This is a genomic window from Bradyrhizobium sp. CB1015 (assembly GCF_025200925.1).
Classification (GTDB): domain Bacteria; phylum Pseudomonadota; class Alphaproteobacteria; order Rhizobiales; family Xanthobacteraceae; genus Bradyrhizobium.
On record NZ_CP104174.1, the window covers coordinates 4,618,451 to 4,634,821 of the forward strand.

Here is a 16,371-nt window from a genome sequence, read left to right on the forward strand (position 1 = left end):
CGGTAATCGCATCGGCGATCAGGCAGATCCATGTCTTCGCGTTCGGCGGTATCGAGAAGGCTGCGCAGTGGCTGCGGCAGCGCGGCTCCTGGAGCTGAGGCCGGGCAGAGACATGACAGCGGTGGTGATCGACGGGAAGACCGTCTCGCAGAAGATTCGCGCGGAATGCCGCGGCCGGGTCAAAGGCTTGCAGGAGACGCACGGCGTCACGCCGTGCCTTGCCGTCATCCTGATCGGGGATAGTCACGCTTCGCAGGTCTATGTGCGTAACAAGATGCGAGCCGCAGAAGATGTCGGCTTGCTATCACGACCCTTCATATTCGACCGCGACGTGCCGGTGGCGATCGTGTTGGATTTGATCGACCGGCTGAACCAGGATCCGGATGTCCATGGCATCCTGGTACAGCTTCCGCTGCCGCCGCAGTTCAACATCTACACGGTCCTGCACCGCATCTCGCCGGCGAAGGATGTGGATGGCTTTCATCTGTACAATGTCGGCGGTCTGGTGGTCGGCGACACCATTTTCTCGCCCTGTACGCCCTTCGGCGTCATGAAGTTGCTTGAGCATCAGGGGATTGAGATCGCCGGTCAGAATGTCGTTGTGGTCGGAGCCAGCAATATCGTCGGCAAGCCGATGGCGCTGATGATGATGCAGCAGGACGCGACGGTCACGATCTGTCACGCCAGGACCCGCGATCTCGCCCAATTCACGATTCTGGCCGATATCCTCATCGTAGCCGCCGGTGTGCCGGGATTGATTCTGAAGCAGATGGTGCGGCGCGGCGCCGTCGTGATCGACGTCGGCATCAACAGGCTGCCGTCCGGCAAGATCGTTGGCGATGTGGATTTCGAAGGCGTGTCCGAGAAGGCTTCCTTCATCACGCCTGTCCCGGGCGGGGTCGGCCCGATGACGGTCAGCATGCTGATCTGGAACACCATAACCTCGGCCGAGCGCCACATGACCATGCACCCCGTCTGAAAGGCCGCATGCGCCGGTTCGGTTGCAAGGTGGAGCGGCGAGGGGCCTGCCGTTGGCTGCAAACGAAGGGAATGCTATGAGTTTGAGCGATCAGGCAACCGGGAAACGGACTCGCGAGAAGCATGCGTAGCAGGAAGTCGCAGGCCGAGCGCAGCGAACAAACCAAGCAGAAATTGCTGCAAGCTACGATCGAACTGCTTGTCGAGCAAGGTTATGATCGCCTCACGACGGCCTCGGTCGACGCGCGAGCCGGCATGTCGAGCGGTGCACGCGTGCATCACTATCGCAGCAAGGCTGACCTCGTGATTGCGGCGACGAGCCACGCTTACGATTGCGCCGCAGTTCTGGGCCGGCAACGGGCCGAGAAGGCGGCTGCTTCTTCCGAGCCGTTGCGCGAATTCATTGCCGATTGCCGTACGATCTATTTCGATTGGCCGTTTCTCGCAACGGAGGAGGTGATCGTCGCGGCCCGAACATCTCCCGAGCTGATGGGCCGCTTGAAGCCGGTGCTCGAGCGCTTCCATTCCGAGATGAAGGACGTGTGGCTGAAGGCCTTCGTGGCGGCGGGATATGACGCAGGCGAAGCCGAAATCTTGCTGTCTCTGACGCTCAATCTGATCCGCGGAATGGCCGTCAACCGGACTTGGCAGCAGGACCAGGCAACCTATGAACGGTTGATCGAAGAATGGTGCCAGCGTACTCACGCAGCGCGGGTGGCGGCCGGGCGGGATCTGCTGGGCACACGCGTTGGCTGAAGATTTGAGCTTGTTGATCACGTTGGGGGAGAGTTGTTGGTCGTTCGGGCCGGTGCGACTCTTCCAGAAGCCCCAATTCAGCGTGGCGTAAGAAGCGCCGCATCCGCAGGGTAACCGACGCTATTCGGCGGGGCGTGAGCGACAACGGTTATTACCGCGGAAAACTAGCATTATGGCCAGGGCAGACTCCGATGGAGAACGCAATCGGATACGATCAAGTACGCGGCGGGAAACACGGCGAGCAGAATGGTTAGCTCTAGCCTAGCTCTACGGAGTGGCATTGCCGAATCGATATGAAAGCCGTGACAGAGTCGTCCGCAACTTTCTGAGCTACCCATGGCAGCAGCAACGTCGCCGTGATCGAGCATGTCTTCGAGCTAAGGGAGGATCGCGGGCTGCTCGTAACAACTTGCCGCGTCTCAAATATAGAACCGAGCATCCCATTCCTGGAACTGGACAGCTAATTTGGAAATCCCTTGAGTGTTCCCCGACGGGATTGGCGAGGGGACAAAAGGGTGAAGGGCGTAGCGCAAGCAAGTTCGCAAGGGACCGCCGGCGAAGAATGCGACTTCGGCGTCAGCACGCCCCTTAGGAGCACGTCCGTTGAACGTGCATCGAGATCAACCTGGATCGCGATCGCCCTCAGCTTCATTGCGGTGCTGCTCGACGGGCTGGACACCACTTCGATTGGCGTCGCGGCTCCGGCAATCGCTGCCTACATCAACGTGTCTCCGGCGTCGCTCACGCCTGCGTTCGTGCTGACGAGCGTCGGCGCGGTTTTGGGATATTTGGCGTCCGGTCCGCTGGTCAGCCGCTGGGGGGCTCGGCGCATCCTGATTGCCAGCGTAGCGGCTTTTTGGCGCTCTCTCGCTTGCAACGCCGCTGGCAAGTTCGGTGGCGCAGCTTGCGGCACTACGTCTGGTTACCGCCATTGGACTTGGCGTGGCGGTGCCGGCGGCCATCGCCATTGCGACCTCGCAGTGCCCTCCAAGGCTCAAGGAGACGGCTGCCGTCATTGTGACGACCGCCGTCGCCGCGGGGGGCATTCTAGGGGGTGTACTTGGCGCAGCCCTGACCGCGCAGCTGGGCTGGCAATCCATCTTCATCGTCGGTGGCGCGCTTCCGCTCGCGTTCGCCCTCGTTCTTTTGATTTGGTTGCCCCGGTCCATCGAGGACAATAGTCCTGGGCCGAAGCACCAAGGCGAAGGACAGCGGGGCGGTCTCAAGCTCATCGGCAATCTGCTCGGTCCAGGACTTGCGACCAGAACAGTCAGTCTCTGGATATTTTCCTTTCTGATCTTTGCCGACGCCTACGCGCTGGTGTTCTGGTTGCCATCGTTCCTCATCAAGATGGGCCTCTCGCCCCAATATTCGCAGTTGGGCGTCAGCTTCTTCAGCGCCGGGGGCTTGATCGCCGATGTCGTGCTGATGCTGCTCGTCCGCCGGCTTCCGGTTGCGCGAATCCTGTTGTTGGCTGCCGCGATAGGCGCGATCTCTGCGGCGGGGCTTGCGACGCTTGACCTGGCCCCGTTTGGCGCCTGGGTCCTGATTGCAGGAACCGGCGCGGGGCTGATCTCATGCAGTGTGGGTCAGGCCGCTCTCGCCGTCTCGCTCTATTCCGACGCGCTTCGTACCCACGGTGTCGGCTTCTCTTCCGCCGCTGGCCGGATCGGATCAATTGTCGGGCCCGCGGTCGCAGGATTACTGGTTTCGAGTGGCATTGCTCCGCAAACGATCATACTTGCGGCGGTAATTCCGGCAGTGCTGGCGATCTTCGCGCTCCTTCCGCACTTGCGTACGATCGCGCGGCCGTGATCCAGCGCTCCAAAAACTGGAAGACTCCTCGCCATTTCCGGACGCCGGGTGAACCTTGCGCGAGCGCCCACGCCTCGGACTCTCAGATTGTCTAGTTGGAGATAGGAATGACTGGTGTGGAGCACGTCGAACTGGAAACGCCGTTTGGCCACTTACGCGGCGCGCGGATGGAGGGCGTAACAGCGTTTCGAAGGGTTCCTTACGCGGAAGCTCCCGTCGGCCCGCTACGCTTTGAGATGCCGTCGGCGCCACCGCGATGGCAAGGCGTTCGCGACGCCACCGCCGCCGGGCCGGTTCCTCCCCAAAATCCGTCGCGTCTCGATCTCGCGATCGGGACCTACGATGTGCAGCGAAGCGAGGACTGCTTGCATCTCGACATCTGGACCGGCCAAGCGGCCGGAGCGCGCGCGCCCGTCCTGGTGTTTATCCACGGGGGCGCCTTCATGACGGGAGGAGGTTCGCTGCCCTGCTACGATGGCGGCGTTCTCGCAAAGCAAAACGGCCTCGTCGTCGTGAACATCACTTATCGGCTCGGCATCCTCGGTTTCTTTCCTCATCCGGCGCTTGGCAGATTAAACCTCGGTCTGCACGATCAGGTCGCGGCTCTGCGCTGGATCGGGGAGGCCATCAGCGCGTTCGGTGGGGACCCGCAGCGCATTACGGTGATCGGCCAGTCGGCCGGTGGTTTAAGCATCGCGGCTCTCGCCGCCAGCGAAGCCGGACCGAAGCTATTCAATCGAGCGATCCTGATGAGCGCGCCGGTCGGCATCAAGCTCCGAACCGTCGAGCAAGCGCAGCCGATCACTGATGCGATCCTCAATGCTCTCGGCGTCGCCGCCGGCGATGTCGACAAGCTCCGAACGCTGCCGATCGATCAGATGCTGGAGGGATTGTGGAGCCTGCAAAAGAGGGGTCCCGCGATCCCCGGCGAGACCACGCCGCCGTTCATGCCGGTTTTGGATGATTCGCTCGTGCAACGCGATCCCAGCGAGTCCGTTCAAATGGGTCGGGCGAGCTGGTGCGACATGATGATCGGGGTGACGCGCGAGGAACATGCAGCATTCTCTTTCTCGAATTCCTCGCTCGACGAGATGTCCGAGGACGCGCTCGAGGCCGTAATCCGATCCCTTGGTGACGACGAGCCAGGCAGAACGCTTTCAAGATTGCGCTCTGCACGTGTGCCTGCGACGCCCCGCACGCTTTTGGGCGACTTCTACACCGAGCGCGATTTCACGAAGCAGAGCCTTGAGATCGCCGGCACCCAGTCCCGGCTCGGGCGCAAAGCTTTCATGTATTGGTTCGATTGGCAGTCGCCCGTCCCCGAATTGGGAGCCTGCCATTGCATTGATCTTCCTTTCTTGTTCGGCAACTTCGACGTCTGGCAGGCGGGCGCGATGGTCCGAGGTGCGGACTTGCGCGAGATGCAGGAACTGAGCCGGCTTTTCAGAGGCGCAATTGCCGAATTCGCGGCAACGGGCGATCCCAACGGTCAGGGCCTCCCCGTATGGCCCGCCTACGCCATGGAGCAGGCGATCCTGCACTTCGACCGTCGTATCGCAGCCTCGCGCCACATCTCATAACCGGAATTGATCCGCTGAGCGGACGCCCAAGGGGGGCCGCGCGATCTCAGCTCCCGCCCGATCTTCGCGCGCGCTTCCGGGATGCGCGTCGAGATTTTGGCTCCAAGGCAACTTCCGAGTGCGATTGGAGCCGACCGTTGGATGCGCGCAGCCGGTCCTGAAGAAATTTTGCCAGGCCGGCAACAAACAGCCGGCCGGCGACGGTGAGAGATCGGCGCGAAGGATAGAGTGCATAAAACGTGATCGGCGGCGGTGCCCAGTCGCGAAGCGGTAGCACGAGGCTTCCATCCAGCAGATCCGGCTCGCACATCGAGATTGGCAATCGCGCGAGACCGAGGCCGCGTATGGCTGCCTGTCGAACGATGTTGAGATTGTTGGCCGAGAACTTGAGCTCAACGTCGATCTCTGTCGCCTTATCCCCTGTGTCAAGGAGCCGCCAACGCGACATGAAGGCGTCGGCGCCCCATCCAATTCCGGGATGACCTACCAGATCTGCGGGGCTCTCGCAGGCGCCAATGGACGCCATCAGGTGGGGCGCGGCGACCAGGCGGTAGGGCGTCGTCGCGAGCTTCTGGCAGATCAGCTCGGAGTCCGCCAGAACCTCGCGTGCGGGATGAATCGCGAGATCATGGTGATCGATCTTCGGGTCGAACGTTCCCTTGGCGTTGTCCAGGGTCAGGCGCACATCGGGATAGTTCTCGGCAAACTGAATGGCGAAATCGGCGACCAGAATCTCGGCGAGGACGGCCGGGCAGGAGATGCGCAACATGCCGGAGGGCCGGTTGGTGCGCTGCTCCGCGAGCGCCTTGATGGCGACCACCTCTTCCCTGATCTTCTGGCTCCGCTCATAGATCGAGAGACCGATCTCAGTCGGCGAGAAGTTTCGCGGGCCGCGATGAACGAGAGGCACGCCGAGCTGGCTCTCCAGGTCACCGATCCTGCGGCTCAAGCTCGACTTCGGAATGCCGGTCTTGCGGCTCGCTGCCGATAGACTGCCGGCCTCGATAATTTCGACAAGGAGCGTCAGGTCGTCGACCGTTCCCATAGGTGATCCTCTGCGGAGACCTCAGACAGGAAGCCCGGTTTCGATGAGGTGCTCGAAAGCGGCACTTCAGCAAGCACGCATCGTTCCAATCCTGGAACGTGACTGTACCGATTGCCGGACTTTTTGTCTCGCGTCCACTGCCTATGCTGTTTCACCGAACTGAACGGGCGGTTCGAGGCGAAACGCGCCGGACCACGACAGCCTCGACTGTCTTGGACCGGGTATAGAGGACATTGGAGGGGGACTTGAAGCGTCATATTCAGCCACTACTGATGGCACTGGCTTTTGCGTCGTTCACAAGCGCGGCAGCTCTCGCGGCGGACTTGCCTGTCAAGGCCAAGCCGGTATCGTCCACTCAGCCGTTCTTTTCGGTAATCGATGACCGCATCACCATCTCGTATATCCCCAAGGCGACGGACCCCGGCGTGTTCTCCAGGAAGCCGGACGGGTCGCTCAACAGTACGACCGCGATGCAGGTCTACTCGTTCACGCACTTCGACATTTGGCGGTACGGGACGAACTTCCTGAACATTTCGTTGTTCAAGGCGGACCATAACGATCCCGCCAGCCCCTGCACCAACGCGGGCGTCGTCGTCAATCCGGGCACCGGTACTGTAACGCCGGCCAACTGCGCGGGCGTGAGCTTCGTCACCGGCCAGGCCCGCTCGACGTTCGGCTGGAACGAAATCTTCGACACCAAGACATTCACTGTCGGGCCGCTCCGCAACATCTCCTTTCAGATCGGGCTTGATGCGAGCTCGACCAACTACTATCGGGCCGCCGCTGCGCAGGCGGTCTCGGCCGGTCTGCAGTTTCAGTTCGATCTACCCTACAGGGGCTACGTCAACATCGCGCCCTTGGCGACCTGGATCTACGTGGCCCATATGGGATTCCTGCAGTGCGGCGGCGGTTTTTCGGCGCCGGTGTCCGGCGTGAGCTGCCTTCCTGACGGCAACCGGCAGTATCAGCCGACATGGGCGGTCGAGACGAACTACTACATGGACCTCGGCTTCCTTCCCGAGAGCATGCGCTTTTTCTCCGTCAGTGGTCGTGCGCAGCTGATTGGCGCTATGGGCCCGGAGAACGCTCCGCTTCCCTACAATCCTTTGCCGGTGGCGGCACCGACGAATTCCATGACGAAGATGTCTCTCAACTCCGAGCCGATTCGCCTGACTTTCGATGCCTCCAAGGCAATATGGGGTCCGAACTATTCGCACTACGTCGATATCTGGGTCGCCTATCGTTACTGGCAAAACAAATTCGGTCTCGATCACAACGTCTCCAGGCTCTGCACCATCTCGCCGGGGGTGAGCAACAACACCTGCACCGAATCGAGCCTGTACAGCGGCATCAGCATGAAATTCTAGCTTCGATTGCCTTCCCGAGGCCAACTGATGCCGCTTGATCCCGCGGCATTTTTTTTTGGCAGAACCGCGATGCTGCACGACAGATTGGACCGACAAGAACGAAAGAGAGCGTGGTGACGATCCGAAATCGGTTCGTGTATCGAAGCAGTCAATCGCCGCAGCGAGGATACGATGGCTGCGCGAGCAGGAGCCGGTTCGCACATCATCGTCCGCCGCATCGGGCACATGCGTCACGTGCTCGCACCCGCACCTTCCTAGCTCGCAAGCTCCGGCGCGCCGGAACAGCCGGCCAATCTCGCGCGCCACAACATGCTGGTCTACAATCTCGCCAACGATCGCTGTTCGCTGCGCCTGCGCAAAGGCCATGGCGCGCAGATTGTTCGCATCACACCGACACTCGACAGCAATGACGGTCAGGTCATCCGCGGCGCGGCGCTTGGCTGGCCTCGGCATCCTCATTCAGCCGCTCTACACCGTTCAGAGCGACATCGCAGCGGGGCGCTGCCTTTCGCATCCGAATTGGTTGTAAGTGATCGACGACCCCGCTTATCTTGCAGCTGCTTATGCTACGTTCGGAGCGGGATCAAGTTCGGAAGCGTAACTCTTCGCGCCGATCAGCGTGAGCGGGGCCGCTAAGGCTGATGTCGCCGCGTGATTGCAACTTGCGCTGCCTGGGCATAGAGGCTCGCCACCAGCTCGAGATGGCTGCCTGCGGTTTCCGTTTTTTCGGCCCAGCCGTCGAGTGCCTCCAGCATCGGCGGCAGCGTCGCGGCGCGCAAGTCCGCATAGGCTTCGGTGACGGAACGGCCGATCTCGGTCGTGCGATAGCGCGTTTCCTTGCGCGACGAGGATCCCTCGGTTTCGATCAGCCCGGCCTTCACCAGCTTGCGCGTTGCATATTGCAGGTTCGGCACGTCGACACGGTTGAGCAGTTGGCCGATTTCGGAGAGCCGCTTCGGCTCGTCGCCCATCCGGACCACATTGAGTACGGCGACGTCGTCGCCGGTCAGCGGCACGTCGCAGACTGCGGCGAGGCATGCGGCCTTCCAGCGGTAATAAGCTTGCGCCAGCCGCTCCAGCCTGAACTCGAATTCCGAAAGCTGTCGCTCGGTTTCCGTGCGCGCCAGATGCCAGGAGCCCCCGCGCTCGCTTGCTTCGGCCTGCTGCCTCGGCTTCGCCATCTCGCCGGTTCGCTTCGCGGCAGCCTTCTGCGTCTTCCTCAACATCGTCTCCCGATCGTCCGCCGATTTTCAGCCAGTGATTCTGCCCAAGCTCAGGCTCTAGGCAGGCTCTGCCCAATCAATGCTATTTACAAGTTGGATTCTTACATTAAAAATACAATTAAGAAAGCATGATGAAGGGGCGCCGCCTCGACCTCATGCGGGACGCGTCGATAAGACGCGCGCAAGGGACGGAAGCAGCTCAAGGGCTCAACGACGAGAGGGGATCGCATATGGCGGGACAATGGATCGATATCGCTGCCAAGGATGGCGGCAGCTTCAAGGGTTATCTCGCCGTTCCTGCCTCGGGTTCGGGTCCGGGAATCCTGCTGTTGCAGGAGATCTTCGGCGTCAACAAATCGATGCGCGACGTTGCCGACTATTATGCTGAAGAAGGCTATGTCGTGCTGGCGCCCGACCTGTTCTGGCGCATGGAGCCCGGTGTCGAGCTCGGCTACACCGAGGCCGATTTCGGCAAGGCAATGGGCTACTACCAGCGCTTCGACGCCAACCAGTCTATCAAGGATGCCGCTGACGCCCTGAAGGTCCTGCGGGCCAGGCCCGAATGCAAGGGCAAGGTCGGCGCACTCGGCTTCTGTCTCGGCGGCAAGCTTTCCTATCTAGTCGCGGCCCGCACCGACGTCGATTGCGCCGTGAGCTATTATGGCGTCGGCATCGAGGCTGATCTCGCCGAAGCGGGCGATGCGAAGTGCCCGATGGTCTTCCATTTCGCCGAGCTCGACCGCTTCGCGCCCGCCGAAGCCCGCGAGCAGATCAAGGCGGCCTTCAAGGGGCGGCCCGACGTCGAATTCTATCTCTATCCAGGCTGCGATCACGCGTTCGCCGCGTCGGAGCGGACGAGCTTCAACAAACCGGCGACGCTGATGGCTCATTCGCGCTCGATCGCACTGTTCCGCAAAGTGCTGGGCCCGCACTACGATCTCTCGACGTTGTGGGACCGGCACACCGAGCTCGAATTCGCCACGCGTTCGGCCGAAGAGACCATGACCACCATGGTCGCAGAGCCCTATGTCAACCACATCCCGACCATGACCGGCGGCGTCGGCTATCGCGACTTGCTGCGCTTTTACAGGCATCATTTCATCCCGAAGACGCCGCAGGACACCAAGCTCGTGCCGATTTCGCGCACCATCGGCGCCGACCGGATCGTGGACGAAATGCTGTTCTGCTTCACCCACGACAATGAGATCGACTGGATGCTGCCAGGCGTTGCGCCGACCGGCAAATATGTCGAAATTCCGTTGGTCGCGATCGTGCGCTTTCGTGGCGACAAGCTCTACAACGAGCACATCTATTGGGATCAGGCTTCGGTGCTGGCGCAGATCGGGCTGCTCGATCCTGCGAAACTGCCGATCGCGGGCATCGAGACGGCGAAGAAGCTGGTCGACGAAGCGCTGCCGTCGAACACGTTGATGGCACGCTGGTCCGAGAGCGCCGGCAAATAATCCGAACCGATTGACGGCGCCGCACACGGCGCCGTTTTCGTACACGTTCGTCGAACTTGGTTCATCGTATTTTTCTCACATAGTTGGGGTAACGAACATGTCTTCCCTGTCGCGCCGTTCGATCCTGCAGCTCGCCGGCGGTGCCGCCGCGCTGCGCTTCGCATCAACTCTTCCCGGCATTGGCGCCGCGCATGCGGCGGCATCGGGCACGCTGACCATCGCCTATAACGTCAATCTGCCGTCATTCGACCCGACGATCGGCGTCTCCGCCGTCAACCCGACCATCCAGTCGATCTACCAGTCGGTGTTCGACCCCTATATTGGCCAGGCCGCGGACCTCTCGTTCAAGCCGGGGCTGCTGACCAAATGGGGTTGGAACGAAGACCGCAGCAAGGTCACCCTGGAATTGCGCAAGGGCGCAACCTGGCATGACGGCTCGCCAGTGACGGCCGAGGATGTCGTGTGGTCGCTCATCCGCGCGGCCGATCCGAAAGGTGGCAATCCGATCCAGTTCGTCTGGTCCAAGGTCGGCAACTACAAGATCGACGGCAACACCATCACCGGCGACGTGCTCGAATTCGAGCCGACGCTGTTCAAATGGATGGCGTTCCTGACCGGTTATATTTTGCCTAGGGCCTATTTCGAGAAGGTCGGTGCCGAAGGTTTCGAGAAGGCGCCGATCGGATCGGGGCCCTACAAGGTCGATGCCTTCGAGCGCAACGCCTTCCTGCGGCTGAAGGCGCATCCTGGCTACTGGGGCGGCAAGCCGGCGTTCGAGACCGTGGTGTTCAAGTTCATCACCGATCCGACGAGCCGCGTCGCCGAGATGGAATCCGGCGGCTCCGATCTCACCTTCGAGATTCCCTACGAGGAGTTCGACCGCCTCAAAGCCAAGCCAGGATTGGCAGGGCAGACCAAGCCGGTGTCCGACATCGCGATGATCTTCATCACCGACATCGACCCGATGCTCGACCGCAACGTGCGGCTTGCCGCCCACCATGCGATCGACAAGAAGGCGATCGTCGACCGGCTTCTCAAGGGCTACGGCGTGCCGATCTCGACACTGGAGGCGCCGGGCTATGCCGCTTTCGATCCTTCTATCAAGGTCGCCTACGATCCCGAACTCGCAAAAAGCCTGCTCGCCAAGAGCGGCTATTCGCTGGGCAAGCCGGTCAAGTTCACGATCCAAACCACGCGCGGCTTCAAGCCGAAGGACTACGAGATGATCCAGGCGATCGTCGGCATGTGGCGCAAGGTCGGCATCGACGCCAACATCGAGATCTACGAGATCGCCAAGCATTTCGAGTTGCGCGCACGCCACGCGCTGGCGCCGGCCGCCTTCTACAATTGGGGTAACGCGATTGGCGATCCCTCGACCTCGACCGGCTTTGCGATGTTCGGCCCCTCGCCGCATTGCGCCTGGAAGGGGAAGGACCTCGTCGAGCGCATCGGGCCTCTCTGGGGCGAGAAGGACGAGGCCAAGCGTATCGCCGGCTACAAGGCCGTCGACAAGTACATCGCCGAGGAGGGCGAGGTGATCCCGCTGTTCCAGTACGTGCAGCCGATCATCCACAAGAAGGGCCTGAAGGTCGTATCGCAGTCCAACGGCATGATCCTTCCGCAACTCGTCACGCCAGCCTGAGCGGCGAAACAGAGAGGCGGACCGATCGATGCGATGGGGCGAGATCATCCGGCGACTCGTTCTCGTGCCACCCACGCTGTTCGGCGTGGCGGTGATCGTGTTCGTGCTGTTGCGCGTGGTGCCGGGCGATCCCATCGCCATGATGATTCCGCCCGGCGCGTCGGAGGCCGACATCGCGCGGCTGCGCGCGCTCTACGGCCTCGACCTGCCGATCCTGCAGCAGTTCTCGACCTGGCTCGGACAGGTCGCACGCGGCGACTTCGGCAGGTCCATCAGCGTCCATCAGGGCGTCTTCGCCCTTTTGCTGGAGCGCCTGCCGGCTACGATCGAACTCGCGTTTCTGGCGACGCTCGTTGCCGTCGCACTGGGTGTTCTCGTCGCTCTCATCGGCATCCTGTTGCGCGGCCGGCGCGCCGAATGGGCGGTCGATGGCGGCATCGGCGTGTTGCTTGCGATTCCCGATTTCCTCTGGGCGCTAATCCTGCTGCTGGCCTTCGGCGTGCTGCTGCCGTGGCTGCCGATCTCGGGTCGGGTCGATCCGCAGATCGACGTTCACCTCCGCAGCAACTTCTATCTGCTCGAAAGCCTCTTGACCGGCCGCTTCGCGATCGCCTTCGCACTGTTGCATCATATGATCCTGCCGGCGCTCGCGCTGGCGCTGCCCTTCGCGGCGCTGGTGGCGCGTATCCTGAAGGCATCGCTCACCGAGGCCGAGGACCAGGACTATGCCCAGATCGCGCGCGCTCGCGGCTATTCGTGGCCCGACATCCTGCTGCATGAGGTCTTTCCGAACGCGCTGATCCCGACGGTCGCTCTCGGCGGAGTTCAGGTCACGCTCTTGCTCGGCGGGACCGTGCTGGTCGAGCGCATCTTCTCCTACGAGGGTATCGGCAACATGGCGATCGATGCGGTGATCAACCGCGACTTCCCGCTGATCCAGGGGCTGGTGCTGACCTTCGCGGTGCTGTTCATCGCGCTCAACCTTGCCGTCGATCTGATCGTCACCTTGCTTGATCCGAGGCTGCGCCATGGTTGACCTCGCGCTTTCCTTTTCCATCGCACGTCCCTCGCGGCTCTCCGCCGCGATGACGCGCGGCGGCGCGCGGCTCTGGGTCGGCGCGGCCATTGTTGCGCTGCTGGTGCTGGTCGCGCTGCTGGCGCCCGTCCTGGCGCCGCATGATCCGCTCGAGCAGGACCTGATGTCCGCGCAATTGCCGCCGTCCTGGATGGTGGGCGGCGATCACGCCTATCTCCTCGGCACCGACAGCCTTGGCCGCTGCGTGCTGTCGCGGTTGATCTATTCGGCGCGCACCGCGGTGACGGTGGCGCTGATCGCGGCGACGTTGGCGGCGTTGATCGGCGTCGCGCTCGGGCTGTTCGCCGGCAGTTTCGGCGGCTGGGTCGATCAGGCGATCTCGCGGCTGATCGACGTCTGGATGGCGTTTCCGCCGGTGCTGCTCTCGATCGTGCTGGCGGCCGTGATTGGGGCCGGCCTGACCTCCGTGATCGCGGCCATCGTCGTGGTCGACTGGACGCGGTTCGCGCGCGTCGTGCGCGCCGAGACCATGGTGCAGCTGACGCGCGACTATGCGGCGGCCGCCCGCGTCATCGGCCTCAGCCGCGCCAAACTGCTGCGGCTGGAGATCCTGCCCAATCTCGTTCCGCTCCTGGTCACGCTGCTCGCCGTCGAGATGGGGATCGCCATCCTCGTCGAGGTCATCCTGTCTTTCGTCGGCATCTCGGTCTCCGGCGACACGCCGACCTGGGGCAGCATGATCGCCGAGGGCCGCCAGATCGTCTACCAGGCGCCCTGGATCATGGCGCTGCCGATCGGCTGCATCATCACGAGCGTGATCGGCTTCAACCTGCTCGGCGACGGCCTTCGCCTCGCCCTCGACTCGGTGCAGCGCTCATGACCGCCACGCTCGAAATCGAGGAGCTGAGGGTCGCGATCGGCGCGGCCAACGTGCTGCGGCGGGTGAGCCTCGCTTTGCAGCCAGGCGAAGTCCGCGGCCTCGTCGGTGAGTCCGGGGCCGGCAAATCGATGCTGGGCCGCGCCGTGCTCGGCCTGCTGCCGGCGAATGCGACAATCATGTCCGGCAGCATCAACTTCGAGGGCCGGGATCTCCTGGCGATGCGCGAGGCGGAGCGGCGACATCTCCTCGGCCGCCGCATCGCACTGATCCCGCAGGATCCGATGACCTCGCTCAATCCGGTCAAGCGGGTGGGCGCGCAGATCGGCGGCCTGCTGTGCCGTCATCTTGGGCTCTCGAAGCGGGCGGCGCTGGCGCGCGCGACCAAGCTTCTCGCCGAGGTCGCGATCCGCGAGCCTGCGCGAGTGCTCTCGCTTTATCCCCATGAGATTTCCGGCGGCATGCGCCAGCGCGTGCTGATTGCGATGGCGTTTGCCTGCGATCCCGTGCTGGTGATCGCCGACGAGCCTACCACAGCACTCGATGTCACGGTGCAGCGTCAGGTGCTGCAGCTCGTCGAGCGATTGCGACAGCGCCACGGCAGTGCGGTTCTGTTTGTCACTCACGATCTCGGCGTGGTGGCGAAGATCTGTCGCAGTATGACCGTGCTGCATGGCGGTCGCGTGCTGGAGGAGGGCGAGACGTCGGATGTGCTGGCCCGGCCGCGCCACGCCTACACGCGCGCGCTGCTCGCGGCGACGCCGCGCGCGGACCGACCGGCCGAGACATTGCGGCCGGTGCCGCCGGCACTGATCGAGCAATTGTGGTCGGAGGCGCGCCGGCTCGATCAGCTGACGGTTGCGGGGTCGGCATGAATGACATCCTGCTCCGCACCGGCAATTTGAGCTTCGGCTATCCGGAGCGCACCGGCTTGCTTCGCAAGCCTCATCTACGCCAGGTGATCAGAGCCATCGATCTTGCCGTGCCGCGCGGCTCGGTGCTCGGCCTGGTGGGCGAGTCCGGCTCGGGCAAGACCACGCTCGGGCGTCTGCTGGTGCGGCTCCTGACGCCGACCTCCGGCGGCATCCAGTTCGACGGCGTCGAGATTGGCGGGCTCGACGAGGCGGCGCTCCACCCGCTCCGCGCGCGGATCCAGATGATCTTCCAGGATCCGCAATCCTCGCTCAATCCGCGGCTACGGCTTGGCACCACCTTGACGCGTCCCCTCGAGGTGCATGGGCGGCTGCGAGGGCGTCAGGATCGGCGTGAGCGTGCTGCGGCGCTGCTTGAGCTGGTCGGCCTGCCGACCGAATTTGCCGATCGATATCCGCATGAATTGTCGGGCGGCCAGCGCCAGCGTGCGGGCATCGCCCGGGCGCTCGCGCTCGAGCCGGATTTCATCGTCGCCGATGAGATCGTGTCGGGGCTGGATGTCTCGACCCAGGCGCACATCCTGCTGCTGTTGAAGGAGCTGCGCGCGCGATTGGGCCTCACCATGGTGTTCATCAGCCACGATCTCTCGGTCGTGCGCGTGCTCTGCGACGATGTCGCGATCCTGCACCACGGCGAGGTTGTCGAGTACGGCCCCGTCGCGAACGTGTTTGGCGCGCCGCAGCACGCCTATACGCAGCGATTGCTCACCGCGATTCCGTTGCCCGACGTCGAGCCGGGTTGGCTCGACGAGTCCCTGCCGGTTGTCACTCCCCAGCAGCAAGGATCAGCCGCATGAGGAGACCATCAAAGATCCCGTCGTTGTCATCGCGGGCGCCACCGGTGCCGTTGCGCAAGTGCTCGTCGCCGAGCTCAAGGCGTGCAAACAGGCATCGGCGGGCCGATTGCTCGCGGCAGGAATCATTAGATGTTTGCAAACCAGAGGAAGCCATCATGACAAAGTTGAGAGCTATGCTTGTTCTCGCCACGCTTGCGCTGAGTGCCTCCGCGCTTCCAGTTGCGGCCGATTCGATTCCGGGCCTGCGCGGCCACGACCACACCGGCATCACGGTGCCCGACGTGAAGGCGGCGACCGCCTTCTTCACCGACGTGCTCGGCTGCTCGCACGCGATGTCGTTCGGGCCATTCTCGGACGACAAGGGCACGTTCATGCAGGATGTCGTGAACGTAAATCCGCGTGCGGTCATCGACGAGATCAGCATAGTCCGCTGCGGCTACGGCTCTAACATCGAGCTGTTCCAGTACGAATCGCCCGACCAGGTCAAGACGCTGCCGAAGAACTCCGATATCGGCGGCCACCACATCGCGCTCTATGTCGACGACATCGTTAAGGCTGCCGAGTATCTGCGATCGAAGAACGTCAAGACCATGCAGGGGCCGATCCCCGTCAATGAAGGACCGGCATCCGGCCAGTCCATTCTCTACTTCCTGACGCCATGGGGAATGCAGATGGAACTGATCAGCTACCCCAAGGGCATGGCCTATGAGAAGAGCGCCAAGACCGTGTTGTGGTCGACGATCGAGCCGATGAAATGAGTGCTTCGCTCCGTACAGAATGCCTTCACGGTCGTTTCCTCGAGCGTCGGAAGGGACGACGTCTGCATGTATGAATGCGACCCAGTCGCACACTTAAAAGGG

Annotated in this window: 14 protein-coding genes and 3 pseudogenes; 14 read left to right on the forward strand and 3 right to left on the reverse strand. The window is 62.7% G+C overall.

Translation table 11 applies throughout. From position 1 onward, the window contains the following. Nucleotides 1-67: 67 nt before the first annotated feature. The 5 genes and pseudogenes from folD (at nt 68) to N2604_RS21420 (ending at nt 5,129) form a co-directional block, all read left to right on the forward strand. On the forward strand, nt 68-979 hold the full coding sequence (gene folD / locus N2604_RS21405) for a bifunctional methylenetetrahydrofolate dehydrogenase/methenyltetrahydrofolate cyclohydrolase FolD (protein WP_311739571.1): 912 nt from the start codon (nt 68-70) through the stop codon (nt 977-979). Nucleotides 980-1,101: 122 nt separating this feature from the next. Continuing rightward, a pseudogene (locus N2604_RS39795) lies at nt 1,102-1,233 on the forward strand (TetR/AcrR family transcriptional regulator); the annotation flags it as partial. A gap of 18 nt (nt 1,234-1,251) precedes the next feature. Beyond that, a complete protein-coding gene (locus tag N2604_RS21410) occupies nt 1,252-1,734 on the forward strand; it encodes a hypothetical protein (protein WP_260370212.1) in 483 nt (160 codons plus the stop codon). An 894-nt stretch (nt 1,735-2,628) separates the two neighbouring features. Then, complete coding sequence (locus N2604_RS21415) at nt 2,629-3,549, forward strand: MFS transporter (protein WP_260370213.1); 921 nt, start codon at nt 2,629-2,631, stop codon at nt 3,547-3,549. A 107-nt stretch (nt 3,550-3,656) separates the two neighbouring features. Then, a complete protein-coding gene (locus tag N2604_RS21420; RefSeq protein WP_260370214.1) occupies nt 3,657-5,129 on the forward strand; it encodes a carboxylesterase/lipase family protein in 1,473 nt (490 codons plus the stop codon). A gap of 46 nt (nt 5,130-5,175) precedes the next feature. On the opposite strand, the gene N2604_RS21425 is transcribed toward N2604_RS21420, so the two are convergent. Together N2604_RS21425 and N2604_RS39800 are read right to left on the reverse strand one after the other, a co-directional pair. After that, the gene (locus N2604_RS21425) at nt 5,176-5,949 is read right to left on the reverse strand and encodes a substrate binding domain-containing protein (RefSeq protein ID WP_260370215.1); all 774 of its coding nucleotides are present in this window, start codon (nt 5,947-5,949) and stop codon (nt 5,176-5,178) included. A 99-nt stretch (nt 5,950-6,048) separates the two neighbouring features. Then, a pseudogene (locus N2604_RS39800) lies at nt 6,049-6,174 on the reverse strand (LysR family transcriptional regulator); the annotation flags it as partial. Nucleotides 6,175-6,446: 272 nt separating this feature from the next. On the opposite strand from N2604_RS39800, the gene N2604_RS21430 reads away from it, so the two are divergent. Both N2604_RS21430 and N2604_RS39445 read left to right on the forward strand, forming a co-directional pair. Continuing rightward, nucleotides 6,447-7,541 (forward strand): hypothetical protein, encoded by a 1,095-nt coding sequence (locus N2604_RS21430; protein WP_260376281.1) that lies wholly within the window; start codon nt 6,447-6,449, stop codon nt 7,539-7,541. A 178-nt stretch (nt 7,542-7,719) separates the two neighbouring features. After that, nucleotides 7,720-8,043: pseudogene (locus tag N2604_RS39445) on the forward strand (LysR substrate-binding domain-containing protein); the annotation flags it as partial. A gap of 130 nt (nt 8,044-8,173) precedes the next feature. Here the strand turns inward: N2604_RS39445 and N2604_RS21435 are convergent. Then, complete coding sequence (locus tag N2604_RS21435; RefSeq protein ID WP_260370216.1) at nt 8,174-8,767, reverse strand: winged helix DNA-binding protein; 594 nt, start codon at nt 8,765-8,767, stop codon at nt 8,174-8,176. 227 nt (nt 8,768-8,994) lie between these two features. Here N2604_RS21435 and N2604_RS21440 point away from each other — a divergent pair, with 227 nt between their 5' ends. The 7 genes from N2604_RS21440 to N2604_RS21470 all read left to right on the forward strand — a co-directional run bounded on the left by N2604_RS21440 (nt 8,995) and on the right by N2604_RS21470 (nt 16,269). After that, nucleotides 8,995-10,227 carry a dienelactone hydrolase family protein gene (locus tag N2604_RS21440; protein WP_260370217.1) on the forward strand — a complete coding sequence of 411 codons (1,233 nt, stop codon included), beginning with the start codon at nt 8,995-8,997 and terminating at the stop codon, nt 10,225-10,227. A 97-nt stretch (nt 10,228-10,324) separates the two neighbouring features. After that, nucleotides 10,325-11,869, forward strand: coding sequence for an ABC transporter substrate-binding protein (locus tag N2604_RS21445; protein WP_260370218.1), 1,545 nt, complete (start codon nt 10,325-10,327; stop codon nt 11,867-11,869). 28 nt (nt 11,870-11,897) lie between these two features. Next, on the forward strand, nt 11,898-12,905 hold the full coding sequence (locus tag N2604_RS21450) for an ABC transporter permease (protein WP_260370219.1): 1,008 nt from the start codon (nt 11,898-11,900) through the stop codon (nt 12,903-12,905). Then, nucleotides 12,898-13,785, forward strand: a complete 888-nt coding sequence (locus N2604_RS21455) for an ABC transporter permease (RefSeq protein WP_260370220.1) — start codon at nt 12,898-12,900, stop codon at nt 13,783-13,785. The genes N2604_RS21450 and N2604_RS21455 overlap by 8 nt, the downstream gene beginning before the upstream one ends. Beyond that, entirely contained in the window at nt 13,782-14,657 is an 876-nt protein-coding gene (locus N2604_RS21460) for an ABC transporter ATP-binding protein (RefSeq protein WP_260370221.1), read from the forward strand. Before N2604_RS21455 ends, N2604_RS21460 begins: the two co-directional genes overlap by 4 nt. Beyond that, complete coding sequence (locus tag N2604_RS21465; protein ID WP_260370222.1) at nt 14,654-15,511, forward strand: ATP-binding cassette domain-containing protein; 858 nt, start codon at nt 14,654-14,656, stop codon at nt 15,509-15,511. Before N2604_RS21460 ends, N2604_RS21465 begins: the two co-directional genes overlap by 4 nt. A gap of 155 nt (nt 15,512-15,666) precedes the next feature. Then, the gene (locus N2604_RS21470; protein ID WP_409241638.1) at nt 15,667-16,269 is read left to right on the forward strand and encodes a VOC family protein; all 603 of its coding nucleotides are present in this window, start codon (nt 15,667-15,669) and stop codon (nt 16,267-16,269) included. Nucleotides 16,270-16,371: the final 102 nt, after the last annotated feature.